Origin of the sequence: Phenylobacterium terrae (assembly GCF_042681205.1) — a bacterium.
In the GTDB taxonomy this organism is placed as follows: Bacteria; Pseudomonadota; Alphaproteobacteria; order Caulobacterales; family Caulobacteraceae; genus Phenylobacterium; species Phenylobacterium terrae.
The window spans coordinates 1420244-1437891 of sequence record NZ_JBHUEY010000001.1; the positions used below are offsets into that span (position 1 = coordinate 1420244).

At 70.6% G+C, this 17648-nt stretch carries 16 protein-coding genes; 10 read left to right on the forward strand and 6 right to left on the reverse strand.

Annotated elements, in window-relative coordinates; genetic code table 11:
* Positions 1-223: 223 nt before the first annotated feature.
* A complete protein-coding gene (locus tag ACFSC0_RS07165; RefSeq protein WP_377284313.1) occupies positions 224-499 on the reverse strand; it encodes a hypothetical protein in 276 nt (91 codons plus the stop codon).
* A gap of 237 nt (positions 500-736) precedes the next feature.
* Between ACFSC0_RS07165 and ACFSC0_RS07170 the strand changes: the two genes are divergently transcribed.
* The 3 genes from ACFSC0_RS07170 to ACFSC0_RS07180 all read left to right on the forward strand — a co-directional run bounded on the left by ACFSC0_RS07170 (position 737) and on the right by ACFSC0_RS07180 (position 2034).
* Complete coding sequence (locus tag ACFSC0_RS07170) at positions 737-1054, forward strand: UrcA family protein (protein WP_377284314.1); 318 nt, start codon at positions 737-739, stop codon at positions 1052-1054.
* A gap of 126 nt (positions 1055-1180) precedes the next feature.
* The gene (locus tag ACFSC0_RS07175) at positions 1181-1618 is read left to right on the forward strand and encodes a PaaI family thioesterase (RefSeq protein ID WP_377284315.1); all 438 of its coding nucleotides are present in this window, start codon (positions 1181-1183) and stop codon (positions 1616-1618) included.
* The gene (locus ACFSC0_RS07180) at positions 1615-2034 is read left to right on the forward strand and encodes a PaaI family thioesterase (RefSeq protein ID WP_377284316.1); all 420 of its coding nucleotides are present in this window, start codon (positions 1615-1617) and stop codon (positions 2032-2034) included. The genes ACFSC0_RS07175 and ACFSC0_RS07180 overlap by 4 nt, the downstream gene beginning before the upstream one ends.
* A gap of 31 nt (positions 2035-2065) precedes the next feature.
* On the opposite strand, the gene ACFSC0_RS07185 is transcribed toward ACFSC0_RS07180, so the two are convergent.
* On the reverse strand, positions 2066-2449 hold the full coding sequence (locus tag ACFSC0_RS07185; protein ID WP_377284317.1) for a hypothetical protein: 384 nt from the start codon (positions 2447-2449) through the stop codon (positions 2066-2068).
* Positions 2450-2542: 93 nt separating this feature from the next.
* On the opposite strand from ACFSC0_RS07185, the gene ACFSC0_RS07190 reads away from it, so the two are divergent.
* Together ACFSC0_RS07190 and ACFSC0_RS07195 are read left to right on the forward strand one after the other, a co-directional pair.
* Complete coding sequence (locus ACFSC0_RS07190) at positions 2543-4228, forward strand: lysine--tRNA ligase (RefSeq protein ID WP_377284318.1); 1686 nt, start codon at positions 2543-2545, stop codon at positions 4226-4228.
* Positions 4229-4420: 192 nt separating this feature from the next.
* Positions 4421-6412 (forward strand): hybrid sensor histidine kinase/response regulator, encoded by a 1992-nt coding sequence (locus ACFSC0_RS07195; protein ID WP_377284319.1) that lies wholly within the window; start codon positions 4421-4423, stop codon positions 6410-6412.
* Between the two features lie 47 nt (positions 6413-6459).
* Here ACFSC0_RS07195 and pepF read toward each other — a convergent pair whose 3' ends face one another.
* Positions 6460-8307: an oligoendopeptidase F gene (gene pepF / locus ACFSC0_RS07200; RefSeq protein ID WP_377284320.1), complete on the reverse strand. Its 1848-nt coding sequence runs from the start codon at positions 8305-8307 to the stop codon at positions 6460-6462.
* Positions 8308-8464: 157 nt separating this feature from the next.
* Between pepF and ACFSC0_RS07205 the strand changes: the two genes are divergently transcribed.
* From ACFSC0_RS07205 to ACFSC0_RS07220, 4 genes are all read left to right on the forward strand, one after another.
* Positions 8465-8899, forward strand: a complete 435-nt coding sequence (locus ACFSC0_RS07205; protein ID WP_377284321.1) for a hypothetical protein — start codon at positions 8465-8467, stop codon at positions 8897-8899.
* Entirely contained in the window at positions 8899-10071 is a 1173-nt protein-coding gene (locus tag ACFSC0_RS07210) for a zinc-dependent alcohol dehydrogenase (RefSeq protein ID WP_377284322.1), read from the forward strand. The genes ACFSC0_RS07205 and ACFSC0_RS07210 overlap by 1 nt, the downstream gene beginning before the upstream one ends.
* 96 nt (positions 10072-10167) lie before the next feature.
* Positions 10168-10449, forward strand: a complete 282-nt coding sequence (locus ACFSC0_RS07215; RefSeq protein WP_377284323.1) for a hypothetical protein — start codon at positions 10168-10170, stop codon at positions 10447-10449.
* Positions 10450-10460: 11 nt separating this feature from the next.
* Positions 10461-11207, forward strand: coding sequence for an SDR family oxidoreductase (locus ACFSC0_RS07220; protein ID WP_377284324.1), 747 nt, complete (start codon positions 10461-10463; stop codon positions 11205-11207).
* 129 nt (positions 11208-11336) lie between these two features.
* Here the strand turns inward: ACFSC0_RS07220 and ACFSC0_RS07225 are convergent, their stop codons facing one another.
* The 3 genes from ACFSC0_RS07225 to ACFSC0_RS07235 all read right to left on the reverse strand — a co-directional run bounded on the left by ACFSC0_RS07225 (position 11337) and on the right by ACFSC0_RS07235 (position 15748).
* A complete protein-coding gene (locus ACFSC0_RS07225) occupies positions 11337-12584 on the reverse strand; it encodes a serine hydrolase domain-containing protein (protein WP_377284325.1) in 1248 nt (415 codons plus the stop codon).
* A 69-nt stretch (positions 12585-12653) separates the two neighbouring features.
* The gene (locus ACFSC0_RS07230; RefSeq protein WP_377284326.1) at positions 12654-13424 is read right to left on the reverse strand and encodes a DeoR/GlpR family DNA-binding transcription regulator; all 771 of its coding nucleotides are present in this window, start codon (positions 13422-13424) and stop codon (positions 12654-12656) included.
* Between the two features lie 107 nt (positions 13425-13531).
* Positions 13532-15748 carry a TonB-dependent receptor gene (locus ACFSC0_RS07235; RefSeq protein ID WP_377355119.1) on the reverse strand — a complete coding sequence of 739 codons (2217 nt, stop codon included), beginning with the start codon at positions 15746-15748 and terminating at the stop codon, positions 13532-13534.
* 191 nt (positions 15749-15939) lie between these two features.
* Between ACFSC0_RS07235 and ACFSC0_RS07240 the strand changes: the two genes are divergently transcribed.
* Entirely contained in the window at positions 15940-17646 is a 1707-nt protein-coding gene (locus ACFSC0_RS07240; RefSeq protein ID WP_377284328.1) for an alpha/beta hydrolase family protein, read from the forward strand.
* The last annotated feature ends 2 nt before the right edge of the window (positions 17647-17648 follow it).

A 17648-nucleotide genomic window follows, 5' to 3' on the forward strand; every position in this document is an offset into this window, starting at 1 on the left:
GAATTCGCGGTCATGAACCAGACTTAACGGGTATTCACCAGCCTGTCGAACTATACCGCCACCCAGACGGACGCATCCTCGCGTCGCGAATGAGATCGCGGAGAGTTCCAGATGACGAATACTGCTTTTCCCCTGGCCGGCCTGGCCAACATCGTCCTCGCCCTGACGCCGCTTCTCGCGGTCGTGATGGCCGTCGCCACCGGCGCGCTGGTGGCCGTTTGACCTACTGGGCCGGCGCGGGCGTTGTCGGCGCCGCCGCCGCACCGCCCGCCGTGCCGACCGGCGGGGTCGGCGCCACGGCCGGCTGCGAGCCGTCGGCCGGGACCACGCCCGTCGCGCCGGCGTCCGGCGCGGTCATCAGCTCGTTCGGATCGCGCGGCGCGCTGGTGTCGGGCATGGCCGCGCCCACCTTGGAGCCCTGAGGCTCCGGCTCGTTCGCCGGCTGGCCGCAGGCCGCCAGCGCCAGCGCCGCTGCGGCGCTCACCACAACCGTCTTCATCACAGCATCATCTCCCCGCGGACACAGGCGCCGCTCTGGCGCAAACGCGAACGCGCCGCGCAACGGTTCCGCGCCGATGCGCAACCGTTGCAGGCCGGGGGCGCAAATCGCGGCGTCGCCGTGCGCAGGCCAAGACCCTGCCGCTGCACCTGCGCGCATCGCACCCGCGGGCCTACACCCCTGCCATCGCGCCGCCCGACGAGAAGACGGCGCTCAGAGGAAGAGGGAGTGAAGACAATGAACCGCATCGTCGTGATCACGTCGGCCGTCCTGCTGCTGACGCCGGGCCTGGCCAAGGCCGCCGAGGACTCCATGATCGTCCGCCTGGGCGACCTGAACGTCGCCAGCGAGGCCGGCGCCCAGTCCGCCCTGCGCCGCATCCGCCTCGCCGCCGACCGCTTCTGCGGCGGCCACGGCGACCGCTCCATGCGGGTGCAGATGGCGGTCGGCGCCTGCCGGGGCGAGATGGTCGACAAGGCGGTCGCCCAGCTGGACGATCCGACCGTCACCGCCCTGCACCGGGGCGAGACGGCGATCCGGCTGGCCCGCCGCTAGGGGTACGGGGTTGGGGGGCTCCCACCCGAGGGACCCCCTCTCCAGGGGCGGAGAGGGGGCTTTCCCGCCGAACCTGACGCGGGGTCCGCGTTGACGGGCCGAGCAGCGGGGGCTTAAGCCGCTGCCATGGCCCACCCGCCGCTTCCCGCCGCCGCCATCGCCGAGCACATGATCCGCAACGTGCCGCACGGGGCGGCGCTGGGCATGGAGGTGGTCTCGGTGAGCGAGGACCGCGGTTCGCTGCGGGTGCCCTGGCGCGAGGACCTGGTCGGCGACCCCGACACGGGAGTGATCGCCGGCGGCGTCGTGACCGCCCTGCTCGACCACTGCTGCGGTCTGGCCATCAAGGCGGCGCGCGGCGACACCTCGATGACCGCGACCCTGGACCTGCGTATCGACTACCTGCGGCCGGCCCAGCCGAGGGCGGGGATCGTCGCCGAAGCCCACTGCTACAAGCTGACCCGCTCGGTCGCCTTCGTGCGGGCCCAGGCCTGGGACGTCTCGCCGGACGATCCGGTGGCCACCGCCCAGGCGGCCTTCATGCTGTCGGGAGCCCCGGCGTGAGCGAAGCGGCGGCCGACCGGCTGCAGGCCTTCCTGGCGCGGACGCCCTACGCCCGCTTCATCGGGTTGAGCGCCGAGCTGGCCGGCGACGAGATGACCGCCGTCCTGCCGTTCGCCCCGCATATCGTCGGCAACACCTTCCTTCCGGCGCTGCACGGCGGCGTGGTCGGCGCGATGATGGAGATGACCGCGCTGGCCCAGCTGGCGCTGGCCCAGAAGACGCCGCGGCCCGCCAAGACCATCGACATCACCATCGAGTACCTGCGCCCGGCCCGGGCGCTGACCACCTACGCCCGCGCCGACGTGCGCAAGGTCGGCCGCCGCGTCGCCAACGTCCACGTCGAGGCCTGGCAGGAGGAGCGCCACAACCCGGTGGCCGCGCTGCGCGGGCATTTCCTGGTGAGCGGGGAGGAATGACCCCTTCCCTCCCATGAGGGCAGGGAAAGACCTAAGTCGCCGCCGCTTCGTTCTCACGCCGGTTCAGCGTCGCCCGGGCGGCGAGCGCCAGGTCGAGGATGGTGATGACGCCGACGACGGCGGCGACCGCGGCGGCCACCGCGCGGCGCGGGTTCTCGGGCTTCACGGCGCCGCCGAGGGCGGCCAGGTCCATGACGTCGCCGCCGACGCGCATCCACAGCCACGGCCCGGGCTCCACCGGCGAGAGCAGGCCCGAGCCGGCGGCGATCTCGCGGGCTCCGAAGGCGCTCATCATCCCCGGGTCGGCGTCGAGGCCGATCATCCGCGCCAGCCGCTGCGGGGCGACGCAGGCGGCGAGGCCGATGCCGATGGAAAGGACGCCCAGGGCGCGCTTGGCGATGACGAGGCGGTTCATGAGGTGATCCCAGGCAAGCTCCGCTGCGAATGACGCGAAGCGCCGCCGTTGGTTCCGCTTGTAGAGGCGCCGCTCTGGCGTTACTCGCGCCCCATGCTTCAGGGACTTTCCCATCTGGCCCGGGAGGCCAAGAGCTGGCCCTTCGCCGAGGCCCGCACGCTGCTCGCGCGCATCCTGCGCCTTCGCCTCTCCGACGCCGAGCGGGACCTGGCCGCCAGCCTCATCAATGAGGGCAAGGCCTACGAGGCGGTGAAGACCTTCCCGCAGCTCGCGACGCCCGTGGTCTTCCAGTGCGGCTTCGGCGCCTCGGGCCTGCCGCACATGGGCACCTTCGGCGAGGCGGCCCGCCCGACCATTGTCCGCACCGCATTCCGCGCGCTGACCGAGGACGCCATCCCCTCCAAGCTGATCGTCTTCTCCGACGACATGGACGGGCTTCGGAAGATTCCGGACAACGTGCCCAACCGGCACATCCTGGAGGAGGACCGCGACAAGCCGGTCACCAGCGTGCGCGACCCGTTCGGCGAGCACGAGAGCTTCGGGGCCCACAACAACGCCCGTCTGCGCGCCTTCCTCGACGGCTTCGGCTTCGAGTACGAGTTCATGTCGGCGACGGACTGCTACAAGTCCGGCCGTTTCGACGCGGTGCTGCTGCGGGCGCTGGAGCGGTTCGACGCCATCCAGAAGGTGATGCTGCCGACGCTGGGCGAAGAGCGGCGCGCCACCTATTCCCCCTTCCTGCCGATCAGCCCGAAGTCGGGCAAGGTGCTGCAGGCGCCCACCCTGGAGCGCAACCTCGAGAAGGGGACGATCGTCTTCCCGGACGAGGACGGGACCCTGACCGAGGTTCCGGTCACCGGCGGCCACGTGAAGATGCAGTGGCGCCCCGACTGGGCGACCCGCTGGACGGCGCTGGAAGTCGACTACGAGATGAGCGGCAAGGACCTGATCGACTCGGTCAAGGTCTCCAGCCAGGTGTGCAGGATCCTCGGCGGCACGCCCCCCGAGACCTTCCACTTCGAGCTCTTCATGGACGAGAACAACCAGAAGATCTCCAAGTCCAAGGGCAACGGCCTGACCATGGAGGAGTGGCTGCGCTACGGCGCGCCCGAGAGCCTGGCCTACTACATGTACCAGTCGCCGAAGTCGGCCAAGCGGCTCTACTTCGACGTCATCCCCAAGGCGACCGACGAGTACCTGCAGCAGCTCGACGCGCTGATCCGCAAGCGCGCCGAGGGCGACAACTCGGCCCAGATCGACAACCCGGCCTGGCACGTCCACCGTGGCAGCCCGCCGGAGAAGAGCTCGCCGGTGTCGTTCTCGCTGCTGCTCAACCTGGTCAGCGCCGGCAACGCCTCGACCAAGGAGATCCTCTGGGGCTTCCTGTCGCGCTACCTGCCGGGCGCCACCCCTGAGAGCGAGCCGCTGCTCGACCGCCTGGCCGGTTACGCGATCAACTACTACGAGGACTTCGTCCGGCCGGCGAAGACGTTCCGCGGGCCCACCGCGCAGGAACGCGCCGCCATGGAGGACCTGGTCCGGCGCCTCAAGTCTCTGCCCGCCGGCTGCCAGGATGCGGAGCTGATCCAGAACGAGGTCTACGAGGCGGGCAAGGCCGCCGGCTTCGAGCCCCTGCGCGCCTGGTTCCAGGCCCTCTACGAGGTCCTCCTCGGCCAAAGCCAGGGCCCCCGCTTCGGCTCCTTCGTGGCGATCTTCGGAATCGAGCGGACCGTGGCGCTGATCGAACAGGCGCTGGCGGGTGAGCTGGTGGCCGGCTGACGCGCGCGGCGACAGGTGGCGCGGCGCGCAACCAGTCACGTGCGAAGCAACAAGCCGCAACCTTGCCCGCTAACACCTTGAGTTTTCGGATGTCACAAAATATTCGCAAATATTCGAGCGCTGCCGGCCGCGCGATTTAGCGCCCCGTAACCACGCCCCTTTAGCTCGCGGCGTGGTTTTCGGGGGCCGGGGATGATCCGCACGATTGCTTTGCCGATAGAGCCGGTCGGCGCCGAGACGACCGGCGCGACGGTCTACGAGCGCTTCTGCCAGCAGCCGGACCTGCTGGCGATCGCCGTGGTCGACGAGGACCGGCGACCCATCGGCATCGTCGAGCGCAACGCCTTCTTCCTGAAGATGGCCGCCGAGTTCGGCCGGGCGCTGTTCGCCAAGCGGCCGATCCGGGCGGTGATGGACCCCAACCCGCTGATCACCGACGCCGAGACGACGCTCGACAGCTTCCTGGCCCGGGCGCTGGACGGCTCGCCGTCCGAACTCCTGCGCGGCTTCATCGTCGTCGACCAGGGCCGCTACCTCGGGGTCGGCACGGCGCTCAACCTGCTGATCGGAGCCAGCGAGGAGAACGTTCGGCGGGCCCAGGAGATGGAGCGGCTTGCCGCCGATCTGCGCGCCCGCGAGGCCTCGTTCCGGCTGCTGTTCGACGACAACCCCGTGCCGCTGTTCGTGTTCGACCGCGTCACCCACCGCATCCTGCAGGCCAACGAGGCGGCCGAACGCGCCTGGAGCCGGGACCGCAGCCAACTGCTCGCCTCGAAGATCACCGACTTCCTGACGCCGCCGCACCGGGAGCTGGCGCAGCGGCGCCTGCGCGGCGAGATCGCGGGCGACGAGCCGCCGGTCTACGACATGATCGACGGGCGCGGCCGCATGCGGGAGATCACCTCCTACGTCCGGCCGCTGACCTTCGACGGCCGGCCGGCCCTGCTGGCGGCGGTGATCGACGTCTCCGACCGGCGCCAGGCGGAGGAGGCGCTGGCCCGGGCCCGCGACGCCGCCGAGGCCGCCAACCGGGCCAAGAGCGAATTCCTGGCCAACATGAGCCACGAGATCCGCACGCCGCTGAACGGGGTGCTGGGCGTCGCCGGCGCGCTCGCCCGCACCCGGCTGGACGAGCGGCAGCGGGAGCTGGTGGGGGTGATCGAAAGCTCGGCCGAGACCCTGCAGGTCCAGCTCTCCGACATCCTCGACCTTGCGCGGGTGGAGGCCGGGCGGCTGGAGCTCACCTGCGAGCCCTTCCACATGGGCGAGGCCTGCCGCGCGGTGGCCGAGCTGTTCCGCACCAAGGCCGAGGAGAAGGGGCTCGGCTTCCAGGTCGAGGTCGCCGACAGCGTCGAGCGGCGGGTGGTGGGCGACGCCGTGCGGCTGAAGCAGATCCTCGGCAACCTGCTCAGCAACGCCATCAAGTTCACCTCGCAAGGCTCGGTCGCCCTGCGGGTCGGCGCCTGCTTCGCCGGCCCCGACGCCCTGGGGTTCGTCATCGAGGTGGCGGACACCGGCATCGGCTTCGACGAGGCGGCCAAGTCGCGCCTCTTCACCCGTTTCCAGCAGGCCGACGGCTCCATCACCCGCCAGTTCGGCGGCTCGGGCCTGGGGCTGTCGATCTCGGCGGGGCTGGCCCAGCTGATGGGCGGGCGGCTCGACGCCGAGTCCGAGGAAGGGCGCGGCTCCACCTTCCGGCTGGAGCTGTCGCTGGCCGCCGCGCCCGAAGCTGCGCCGCCCCCCGCCCCGGACGCCGAAGGCCCGCAGGGCCTGGAGGCCGGCGCGCCGATCCGCGTGCTGCTGGCCGAGGACCATCCGATCAACCGCAAGGTCGTCGAGCTGATCTTCGACGGCCTGCCGGTGGCGCTGGCCCAGGCCGAGGACGGGGCGGCCGCGCTGACGCTCTACCGGACACAACCGTTCGATGTGGTGCTGATGGACATGCAGATGCCGAACATGGACGGCCTGGCCGCCACCCGGGCGATCCGGGCGCTGGAGGCGGGCGGGGCGCGGCCTCGCACCCCGGTGATCATGCTCTCGGCCAACGCCCTGCCCGAGCACGAGGCGGCGGGCCTGGCGGCCGGCGCGGACCTCTACCTGACCAAGCCGATCGAGGCCGGCCGACTGATCGAGGCGGTCGAGCGGGCGCTGTCGCTGGCCGGCGCGCAGGCCGCCGCGGCGTGAGGCGGCGATTGACCTCTCCCTCCGCAGGCGGAGGGAGAGGTCGATGGTCAGGCCATCAAGGCTTCCATCTGGTCGAGGGTCTTCGAGAACCGCGCGACCAGGGCCTGGTAGGGGGCCGGGGTGGCCAGGTCCGCGCCGTTGCGCTTCAGCACCTCGTAGCCGTAGTCCGACCCGCCGGCCTTCAGGACGCCGAGGTAGGCGTCGCGGGCCTTGGCGCCGCCGGTGCGGATCTGCTCGGCGAAGTAGGTCGCCGCCGTGACGCTGGTGGCGTACTGGAAGACGTAGAAGTTGAAGTAGAAGTGCTGGATGTAGGCCCACTCGGTCGCATAGGCCGGGTCGATGACCACCTTCGGGCCGTGGTACTTCTTGAGCAGGTCCAGGTACATGGCGGTGAGCCGCTCGCCGGAGAGCGCCTCGCCCTTCTCGGCCGCCTCATGGATGCCCAGCTCGAACTCGGCGAACATGGTCTGGCGGTAGAAGGTGCCGCGGAAGGTCTCGCACAGCTTGTCGAGGTAGAAGAGCTTCTCGGCGTTGGTCTTCGCCTGCTTGAACATCACATCGAACAGCAGCGCCTCGTTGACCGTCGAGGCCACCTCGGCCGTGAAGGTCGGGTAGTTGGCGGTCTCGTAGGGCTGGTTCTTGTTGGACAGCACCGTGTGGATGGCGTGGCCCCACTCGTGGGCGTAGGTCGACAGGCCCTCGTAGTCGTCGGTGTGGTTGAGCAGCACGTAAGGGTGGACGTCGTAGGCGCCGCCGTTGACGTAGGCGCCCGAGCGCTTGCCCTTCTGCGGATAGGCGTGGGTCCACCGGGCGCCCGTACCGCGGGTGAGCTCGGCCACGTACTCCGGCCCCAGCGGCTTGACCGCCTCGATCGTCAGCTTGCGCGACTCCTCCAGGGTGAAGGTCCGGTCCAGCTTCGTGGTCGGCGGATAGATGTCGTAGTAGTGCATGTCCGGCAGGCCGAGCAGCCGGCGGCGGATATCGAAGTAGCGGTGCAGCACCGGCAGCCCGCGGTTCGCCTCGGCGACCAGGGTCCGGTAGACGGCGGTCGGGATGTTGGGCGGGCCGAGCGCCGCCTCCAGCGCCGAGCCGTAGTTGCGGGCCTTGGCCTGGAAGATGTCGGCCCGCACCTGGGTCGAGAGGTTGGCGCCCAGGGTGCTGCCGTAGGCCTTGTAGGTTCCGAACACCAGGTCGAAGACCTGCTTGCGCTCGGCCCGGATCGGCGACTGGCGGGCGATGGTGTAGCCCTGGTTGTCGAGCCGGATCTTGCCGCGCCCCTGCAGGGTGATCTCCGGCCAGGGGATGTCCGACAGCACCAGCTGGTTGCGGATCTCGTTCACGCCCGAGACCGGGTCGATGGCCAGGGCCAGCACCTTCTCGCCCTCCGGCGTCAGGATGTGCGGCGCGCGGCGGAACAGGTCGGTGAGCTGGAAACGGAAGTTCTTCAGGCCGGGCTCGGCGGCCACGAAGCCCATCACCTTCTCCTGGCCGACGCCGAGCAGCTCCGGCTCCATCCAGGCGACGGCTTCGGCGAACTGGGCGTAGACGGCGGTGGCCTGCTGGCGCCGCTCCTGGTCGGCGGCGACCTGCAGGTTCTCGTCGGCCTTCAGGCTGGCGTAGACGAACATCCGGTTGAGTCGGCGGTTGAGGTCCGAGACGGCCTGCAGGGCGGCGCGCAGCGACCCCGCGCTCTCGCCCAGCTTGCCCTTGTGGGCGGCGAGCCCCGGCAGGGCGGCGACGATGGCGTCCTTCTCCGCCTCCCAGGCCGCCAGCGTCGGGTAGAGCTCGGTCAGGTCCCAGACCACCGGCTCGCGCTCCTGGGCGCGGGCCACGGCGGGCAGCAGGGCCGCCGCGGCGGCGAGGGCGAGGGCGGAGCGGCGGGTCAGGTCGGTCATGCCAAGGCTTTCAAACAATTGGGTCTCTGACTTGGCAGTACACGAGCCCGGGACGGATCGGAATGCGGCGCCCAGGGCGGGGCGCCGAAATCTCGCCTCGCCCGGAACAGCGCCGACGGGCCGGGTGTTGAGCCCCCCGTAAGGGAGCCCGACACGCATGAAAGTTCATCTCGACCGGGTGAGGGCCAAGCCGGCCGTCACGCCCCTCGTCTCCGGCGGACTAGGGTGGTTCAGCATCGCCCTGGGGGTCGCCGAGATCGCCGCGGCCGGGCCCATCGCCCGCGCGCTCGGCCTGCCGCCGGCCGCCGCCTGGCTGATCCGCGCGTTCGGCGCGCGGGAGATCGCCACCGGCGTGGGCGTGCTCTCCGCGCCGGCCAATCCGCAGTGGCTGCTGGCCCGGGTCGGCGGCGACGCGCTTGACCTGGCCGCCCTCGCCGTGGCGATGCGGCCGGACAACCCGAAGCGCAGGAACGCCATGGCCGCCACGGCGGCGGTGGCCGGCGTCACGGCGATCGACGCCCTGGCGAGCGGGCGACTCGCGCGCCTGAAGAATTCCACCAGCGGACAGAAGTACCTGAAGGAGGCGGCGTGATGCGGGCGCTCACCTGGCAAGGCAAGAAGGACATCCGCTGCGAGGAAGTCCCCGAGCCCGAGATCGAGGAGCCGAGGGACGCGATCATCAAGGTGACGAGCTGCGCCATCTGCGGCTCGGACCTGCACCTGATGAACGGCTTCATCCCGACCATGTGCAAGGGCGACGTGCTCGGCCACGAGTTCATGGGCGAGGTGGTGGAGATCGGCTCCCAGGTCGTGCGGCTGAAGGTCGGCGACAAGGTCGTCGTGCCGTTCACCATCTGGTGCGGGGAGTGCGAGCAGTGCGCCAGGGGCAACTACTCGGTGTGCCAGAACTCCAACCGCAACGCCGAGCTGGCTGAGAAATTCTACGGCTACACGACCGCCGGACTGTTCGGTTACTCGGCGATCACCGGCGGCTATGCCGGCGGCCAGGCCGAGTTCGTGCGCGTGCCGTGGGCCGACAACGCCCCGGTGGTGGTGCCGAAGGACGTGCCCGACGAGCAGGTGCTGTTCCTGGGCGACATCCTGCCCACCGGCTGGCAGGCGGCGGCCCAGGCCGACATCCAACCGGGCGACACTGTGGCCGTCTGGGGCGCCGGGCCCGTGGGCCTGTTCGCCATCCAGAGCGCCAGGATCATGGGCGCCGAGAAGATCATCGTCATCGAGAAGCAGCCCGAACGGATCGCCATGGCCCGCCGGGCCGGCGCGACCGACGTCATCGACTACTCGAAGGCCAACGTCCTGGAGGCCCTCAAGGAGCTGACCGGCGGCAAGGGGCCCGAGAAATGCATCGACGCAGTCGGCATCGAGGCCGACGGGGGCGATGTGCTGCACACCCTGTTCGACCGGGCGCTGACGGCGATGAAGTTCGAGACCGAGCGGCCGATCGCCCTGCGCGAGGCGATCATGGCCTGCCAGCCGGGCGGGACCATCTCGATCCCCGGCGTCTACGGCGGCATCCCGGCCTTCCTGCCGTTCGGCGCGGCGTTCCAGAAGGGTCTGACCCTGCGCATGGGCCAGACCCACGTGAACCGCTGGACCGACGACCTATTGCGGCGGGTGCTGGAGGGCGAGATCGACACCACCTTCATGATCACCCACCGGGGCTCGCTCGAGGACGGCCCCGAGCTCTACCGCACCTTCCGCGACAAGCAGGACGGCTGCGTCAAGGTCGTGCTGACGCCGTAGAGTCCTCCCCCGATACCGCGTCAGCCGAGGCCGGGCCGGAGCGATCCGCGCCCGGCCTTCTCTTTGCCCGCGCCAGGATCGTGCTATCGCTCGGCGATGGCGTGGATGATCGGGGTGATGCTGGAGGTCGCGGGCGAGCCGGAGCCGCTGCGCCACTTCTTCGCCGTGGGGCACGACGACCGCGCCAAGGCCGAGTGGACGGCCATCGACAAGGCCCGGCTGGCCGGCGAGGTGGCGACCAGCCCCGTGAAGGGCCTGGAGCCGGTGCACGTGGTCTCCGAACTGTCGCCGAAGGTGGTGAGGTCGCTGGCGCTGAAGCCTGGCGAGGTCCGGCCACTGGGCTGGCGCTGGCCCAGGCGGTGGATCAGCCTGGCCTGAGGAGGGGCGGAATGGCGGATGCGAAGGTGGCGCTGGTGACCGGCGCCGGCAGCGGCATCGGCCGAGCCTGCGCCGTGGCGCTCTCGCAGGCGGGCTGGTCGCTCGCCCTGACCGGCCGTCGCGCCGAACGCCTCGAGGAGACCGCCGCGGCCTGCCAGGGCGAGACCCTGGTCCACGCGGCGGACGTCGCGGACGAGGCCCAGGTGGCCGGCCTGTTCGCCGCCGTGCAGGACCGCTTCGGGCGGCTCGACCTCCTCTTCAACAACGCCGGGACGGGCGCGCCGCCGGTTCCGCTGGAGGACCTGGACCTGGCCGCCTGGAAGCGCACGGTGGACGTCAACCTGACCGGCGCCTTCCTGTGCACCCAGGGCGCGTTCCGGATGATGAAGGCGCAGGACCCGCGCGGCGGGCGGATCATCAACAACGGCTCGATCTCGGCCCATAGCCCCAGGCCGCGGTCCGTCGCCTACACCGCCACCAAGCACGCCATCACCGGCCTGACGAAGTCGACGTCGCTCGACGGCCGCGCCTACGACATCGCCTGTGGCCAGATCGACATCGGCAACGCGGCCACCGACATGACCCGCCGGATGAGCGCCGGCGTCCCCCAGGCGGACGGGTCGCTGCGAGAAGAGCCGGTGATGGACGTGGACGCCGTCGCCGGCGCCGTCGTCTACATGGCCGGCCTGCCGCTCAGCGCCAATGTGCAGTTCATGACGGTGATGGCGACGAAGATGCCGTTCGTCGGGCGGGGGTAGCCCCCTCCACCACGCTGCGCGTGGTCCCCCTCCCCCAGAGGGGGAGGAGAATCGCAACGGCCTCAGCGTCTCTCCTCCCCCCCCTGGGGGAGGGGGACCGCCGAAGGCGGTGGAGGGGGCCGCCCCGCGCTACGCCTTCGGGTTCTCCAGCGCGGCGTAGACCAGCCTCGGCGTGATGTCGCGCATGGGCGGGGTGCCGCCGCCGGGGATGGAGCCGCGCAGGTTCTGGATGAAGCCGACGAAGACGATGTCGTTCGTGGGGTCGATCCAGAACCAGGTGCCGAAGGCGCCGCCCCACCAGTGGGTGTCCAGGCCCATGGGCGTGCCGGCCGCGGCCGGATCCATCAGTACGGCGAAGTCCATGCCGAAGCCGACGCCCTCCTGGCTGGGGCCGTAGAGGTCGACCTTCACGCCGGGCGCCAGCACGTTCCTGCGCATCAGGACGGCGGTCTCGGGCTTGAGCAGCCGCACGCCGTCGAGTTCGCCGCGGTTGGCGACCATCTGGGCGAAGCGCCAGTAGTCCTCGACCGTGGAGAGCAGGCCGCCGGAGCCGGACCAGAAGGTCGGCACGCGGGTCGGATCGCCGCCGGCCGGGGCGGGGATGATCTTGCCGTCGGGGCCGTAGGTGTTGACCTTGACCACCCGCGCCGCCTTCTCGGCCGGCACGTAGAATCCGGTGTCGACCATCTTCAGCGGCCGGAAGATCCGGGTCTGGAAGAACTCGTTGAGGTTCATCCCCGAGAGCTTCTCGACGATGTAGCCCTGGATGTTGACGCTCGGCCCGTAGCGCCAGTCGGTCCCCGGCTGGTAGGCGAGCGGCATCGTCGCCAGCTTGTCGATCATGCCCTGCAGGTCGGTCGCCTGCAGATTGGCCCCCTCGTAGCCGGCGGAGACGTCGAACCCCGCCGAGTGGCTCATCAGCTGGGCCATGGTCATCGGGCTGGCCTGGTCGACGAGGCTCCCGTCGGCGGCCTTCACCTTCAGGCCCTTGAACTGCGGGATGTATTTCTCGACCGAATCCTCCAGGGCCCACTTGCCCTCGTCGTAGAGCATCATCATCGCCACGCCGGTGACCGGCTTGGTCATCGAGGCGATGCGGAAGATGTGGTCGGTGCGCAGGGGCGCCCTGGTCGCCAGGTCCGCGACGCCGTGGGACTCGAAGTGCACCACCTTGCCCTTGCGGGCGAGCAGGGTGGTGACGCCCGCCAGCTTCTGCTGATCCACCAGCGCCTGCATCTCGGCGCCCAGCGCCTTCAGCTTGGCCGAGGAGAAGCCGACGTCCTCCGGCCGGGCCATCGGCGGGGCGGCGAAGGCCAGGCCCGGCGCGAAGGCGCAGGCGCCGGCGGCGAGCAGCAGTGTGCGGCGGTCGAGTTGCATGGGTCCCCCTTTGGTTCTTCTGTCAGTTGACCCGGGTATCGCAGGATTGGAGCGGTCCCGCCAAGCCCCTCAGCCGCCGGTCTGGACCACACGCACCTCGTGGCTCTCGCAGACCGAGAGCAGGGTCGGGCTCGCCAGCTTGTCCGTCACGAAGACGCTGACCTCGCCGATGTGGCCGATGCGGACCGGCGCCGGCCGGCCGAGCTTGGAGGAGTCGGCGGCGAGCACCACCTGGCGGGCGTTCTGGATGATCGCCTGGGAGACCTGGACCTCGTTCATGTCGAAGTCGAGCAGGGTCCCGTCCTCGTCGATGGCCGAGGCGCCGATCACCGCGAAATCGACCTTGAAGCTCCGGATGAAGTCCACCGCGAAGGCGCCGACGGCCGCCCGGTCCACAGCCCGGACCCGCCCGCCGACCACGATCACCTCGATCTCCGGCTGGCGGTAGAGCAGGTCGACGACGTTCAGGTTGTTGGTGATGACCAGCAGGCCCCGGCGGGCCGCCAGGGCGCGGGCCACCTCCTCGGTGGTGGTGCCGATGTTGATGAAGATGGAGGCGTTGTCGGGGATCAGGGCCGCCACCGCCTCGCCGATGGCCCGCTTCTCCTCCCTTGCCACCTCGCGGCGGGCCTCGTAGGCGAGGTTGTCGATGCCGGAGGTGATCACCGCCCCGCCGTGCACCCGCGAGAGCAGGCTGTTGGCGGAAAGGTCGTTGAGGTCCTTGCGGATGGTCTGGGGCGTGACGCCCAGCCGTTCGGCCAGCGCCTCGACCGTCACCCGGCCGGTGCGCCGGGCGATCTCGAGGATCTCCTTGTGCCGGCGCAGGACGGGGGCGGACATGCGGACTCTGCGGACTCTCAGCGCTGCTGCTGGCGCGACCGTGGCCAAGACGGCGGAGGAAGGCAAGCGCCCCCGCCGCGGCGGCGGAGGGCGCCGGCCCCTCCCCCTCAGAACCGGTAGCTGAGCTCCACCCCGTAGCGGCGCGGGTAGACCGGCGTGCGGAAGATCTGCAGGAAGGTGTCGAAGTCGGGCCCGACGATGCCGCCCGGGGTGTCGTTGTCCGACAGGTTCTTGCCCCAGAGCGCCACCCGCAGCGGACCGCGCTCGTAGCCGATCTCGGCGTTCCACTCCGAGAAGGCGGGCAGCAGCGACAGCGGATCGTTGCGCGGCGTGAAGTACTGCTCGTCCACCCAGTTGAAATCGGCGTGGAAGGTGACGGCCTGGTCGTCCGCGAGGGGGCGGCGGTAGTCGAGGGCCGCGTTGAAGGAACGCTCCGGCGCCTCGATCAGCCGGTTGCCGGCCAGGTTGCTGCTCACGAAGGCGCCGGCCTGGGAGGCCGGGCAATCGCCGATGGCGATCAGCCGCGGAGTGCAGATCCCGGCCAGCGACAGCTCGGTGTACTCGGCGCTGAGCAGGGCGCCGCCGGCCCGCAAGGTGAGCTCCGGCGTCAGCTGGGCGACCGCCTCGACCTCCAGGCCGTAGAGCCGCGCCTCGCCGGCGTTGACGACGTTCGACTGGCCGACCGTCACCGTATTGATGAACTGCTGGTCGATGTACTTGTAGAAGAAGGCCGAGGAGTTGAGCGTCAGCCGGCGGTCGAACAGCTGGGTCTTCAGGCCCACCTCGTAGGAGTCGAGGTACTCCGGGTCCGAGATGTTGATGTCGGCCGGGTTGAACAGCGCGCCGCCGTTGATGGCGCTGGAGCGGTAGCCGCGGGCGTACTGCACATAGGCCATGACGTCGTCGGTGAACTTGGCGCGCAGGCCGATGCGGCCGGTGGGGGCGGAATCCTCGAAGCTCTTGGTCGGCTGCGGGGGGATCGGCGGCGCGCCGGCCCCGGTCACCCGGAAGTTGGCGATCTCGCCCTCGTCGTGCGTCCAGCGGATCCCGCCGTAGAGGCTGAGCTGCTCCGAGAAGTCGTAGGAGCCGTCCACATAGACCGCCCAGGACGAGCGCTCCTGGTCGTAGCGCTGGAACCGCTCCAGGGCGCCGCCGAAGAACCACCAGTCCGTGCGGATGCCGACCTCGTCGTGGCTGAAGTAGAGGCCGGCGATGAAGTTGAACGGGCCCTCGAAGTCGGTGGCCACCCGCAGGTCCTGGCTCCACTCCGAGGTGTCGGCGTAGAAGTCGATGGCCAGCAGCGGGGCGATGGAGCCGTCGCCGTCCACCCGGTTGAGGAAGAAGCCCTCGGTGTAGTTGGTGATCGAGGTGAATCTGTAGGGTCCGGCGTCCTTGCGCATGGTCAGGGTGGCGCCGTCGCCCTCGACGATGATCTCGCCGTCGGTGCGGTCGTACCAGCCCTCGTGATTGTCGAAGGCCTGGCCGGTCACCGGATGGACCCGCGGGTTGACCCCGAAGGCGTTGGTCCCGCCCGGGAGCAGGCCGACGTTGATCGTCCCGATGTTCGTCGGATGGGCCCGCGAGTGGTCGATCTTCAGGATCGCCTCGAAGTCGTCGGTGGGCGTGTAGAGCAGGCTGAGCCGCAGGGCGTAGTTGTCGATCGACGACAGGTCCTCGCCCGCGGGGTTGTAGTTCGTCACCCAGCCGTTGCTCTGCGAGGCGTTGAAGGCCAGGCGCGCGGCGAGGCGGTCGGCGATGAGCGGGGCGTTCACCGCGCCCGTCGCCTTCCAGTACTCGTTGTTCCCGACCTGGACGGTGACGTCGCCCCCGACCTCGAAGGTCGGCTTGCTGGTGATGAAGTTGATCGCCCCGCCGGTGGTGTTCTTGCCGAACAGCGTGCCCTGCGGCCCGCGCAGCACCTCCACCCGCTCCAGGTCGAAGATCTGGGGCCCGCCCAGGAACTGGCTGGCCACATAGACCTCGTCGTAGAAGACCCCGGTCGGCGAGGTGGTGTTGAGGTTGAAGTCCGGCGTGGCGATGCCGCGCATCGAGAACTTCGGCTGGTCCTCGTTGCCGAGGTTGGAGACCCGCAGGTTCGGCGTCTGGCGGGCGATCTCGGTGCCGCTGGCGACGTTCAGCGCGTCGAGCTGGGCCTGGCCGACGACGGTGACCGACACCGGCACGTCCTGCAGGCGCGCCTCCCGCTTCTCGGCGGTGACGATCACTTCCTCGACGTGGCTGGCTTCCTGGGCGAGCGCCGGGCCGGCGACGGCCGCCAGGGCGCAACTGCACAGCAGCAGCCGGCGGAACGGCGTACGCATCATCGTTTATCCCCCCGTTTTTTCGTTTCTTCGTGCATAACGAAGATATTGCGAAGGCTATGCGAAAGTGGCGCACGGCGGTCAATGGCGAAGTTGCGGCTAAGTGGGGCTGATGGCGGCGGCGTGGCGCGGTTGACACGCCGCGGCGGCCAAGCGCAGCTTTCGCTTCGGGGCGAAAACGAAAGGGTGGGGCGATGGCGGAGAAGGCGAAGGGGCGCGCCGGCTGGGGGCTGGCGGCCGTCGGGGCGCTGCTGATCGCGGCTGGGGTCGCGCTGGCGGCGTTCGTCCAGACCGCGGGCGGCGTTCGCGTCGAGGACGTGCGGTTCCGCGGGCCGGACGGGACCGAGTTCAGCGCCCTGCTCTACACCCCGCCGAACGCCACGCCGGCGACGCCGGCCCCGGGCGTGCTGGCGGTGCACGGCTACATCAACACCCGCGAGACCCAGAGCGGATTCGCCATCGAGTTCGCGCGGCGCGGATACGTGGTGCTGGCGCTCGACCAGCGCGGCCACGGCTACAGCGGCGGGGCGGCGACGCAGAAGGGGTTTGGCGGGCCGGAGGGGCTCGCCTACCTCCGCTCCCTTCCCATAGTGGACAAGGCCAACATCGGCCTGGAGGGCCACAGCATGGGCGGCTGGACGGTGCTCGCCGCCGCGGCCGCCCAGCCGGACGGCTACAGGTCCATGGTGCTGGAGGGCTCCTCGGTGGGCCCGCCGTTCTCGCAGCCCGGCTCGCCGGCCTGGCCGCGCAACGTCGCCGTCGTCTTCTCCACCTACGACGAGTTCGCGCCGCTGATGTGGGGCGTGGCGGACTCCCGCAACGTCGGAGCCAGCGAGAAGCTGCAGGCGCTGTTCGGCTCGGCCGAGCCCGTGCAGCCGGGCCGGATCTACGGCGACCTCGCGTCGGGCGCCGCCCGAGCGCTCTACGCGCCGGTCACCACTCACCCGGGCGACCACATCTCGCCCGAGGCGATCGGCTACAGCCTGGACTGGTTCGCCCGGACCCTGGAGGGCGGGACGCCCCGCCCGGCCTCGGACCAGATCTGGATGTGGAAGGAGATCGGCACGGGGATCGCCCTGATCGGCGTGTTCGTGCTGATGGCCGGCGCCTTCCAGGCCCTGCTCGCCCTGCCCCTGTTCGCCGGCCTGCGCGGCGCGCCGGAGCCCGCGCGGGAGCGGCGCGACGGCCGCTGGTGGGCCCTGCTGCTGCTCGGCGCCTTCATTCCGGCCCTGACCTTCTACGCCGCCATCCTGACCCTCCCGCCGCCGATCCCGCCGAGCGCGGTCTTCCCGCAGTCGATCAACAACTGGCTCACCGCCTGGGCGCTGCTCAACTCGGCGATCGCCCTGTTGCTCGGCCTGTGGCTGGCGAGGCGCTCGGCCGCCCGGCCCGTCCCGCTCGGGCCCGCGCTGCTTCTGGCCGCAGCGGTCGTCGGCCTCGCCTACCTGGCGGCCGTCCTCGCCGGGCTCGTCCACGTCGATTTCCGCTTCTGGATCGTGGCCCTGAAGCCGATGAGCGGGCGCCAGGCGCTGGCCTTCCTCGCCTATCTCGTCCCGTTCACCGTCTTCGTCTGGATCGCCTTCCGCGGGGCGACGGCGCTGATGCTGCGGGGCCAGGGCGCGGCCGGCCAGTACGCCACCGCCGTCGCCGCCCTGACGCTGGGCTTCGTGGTCGTCACCGGCGTGCAGTATGCGGTGCTCTTCGCCACCGGCGCGCTGCCGCTGCCGTTCGAGGCGCTGAACGTCATCGTCGCCCTGCAGTTCATCGTGCTGCTGGCGGCGCTGGCGATGCTCTGCGTGTTCACCTGGCGGCGCACCGGCAGCCACGTCCCCGGCGCCCTCCTCTGCGGCCTATTCGTCACCTGGTACATCGTCGCCGGCACAGCCACCCACGTCGGCTGAGC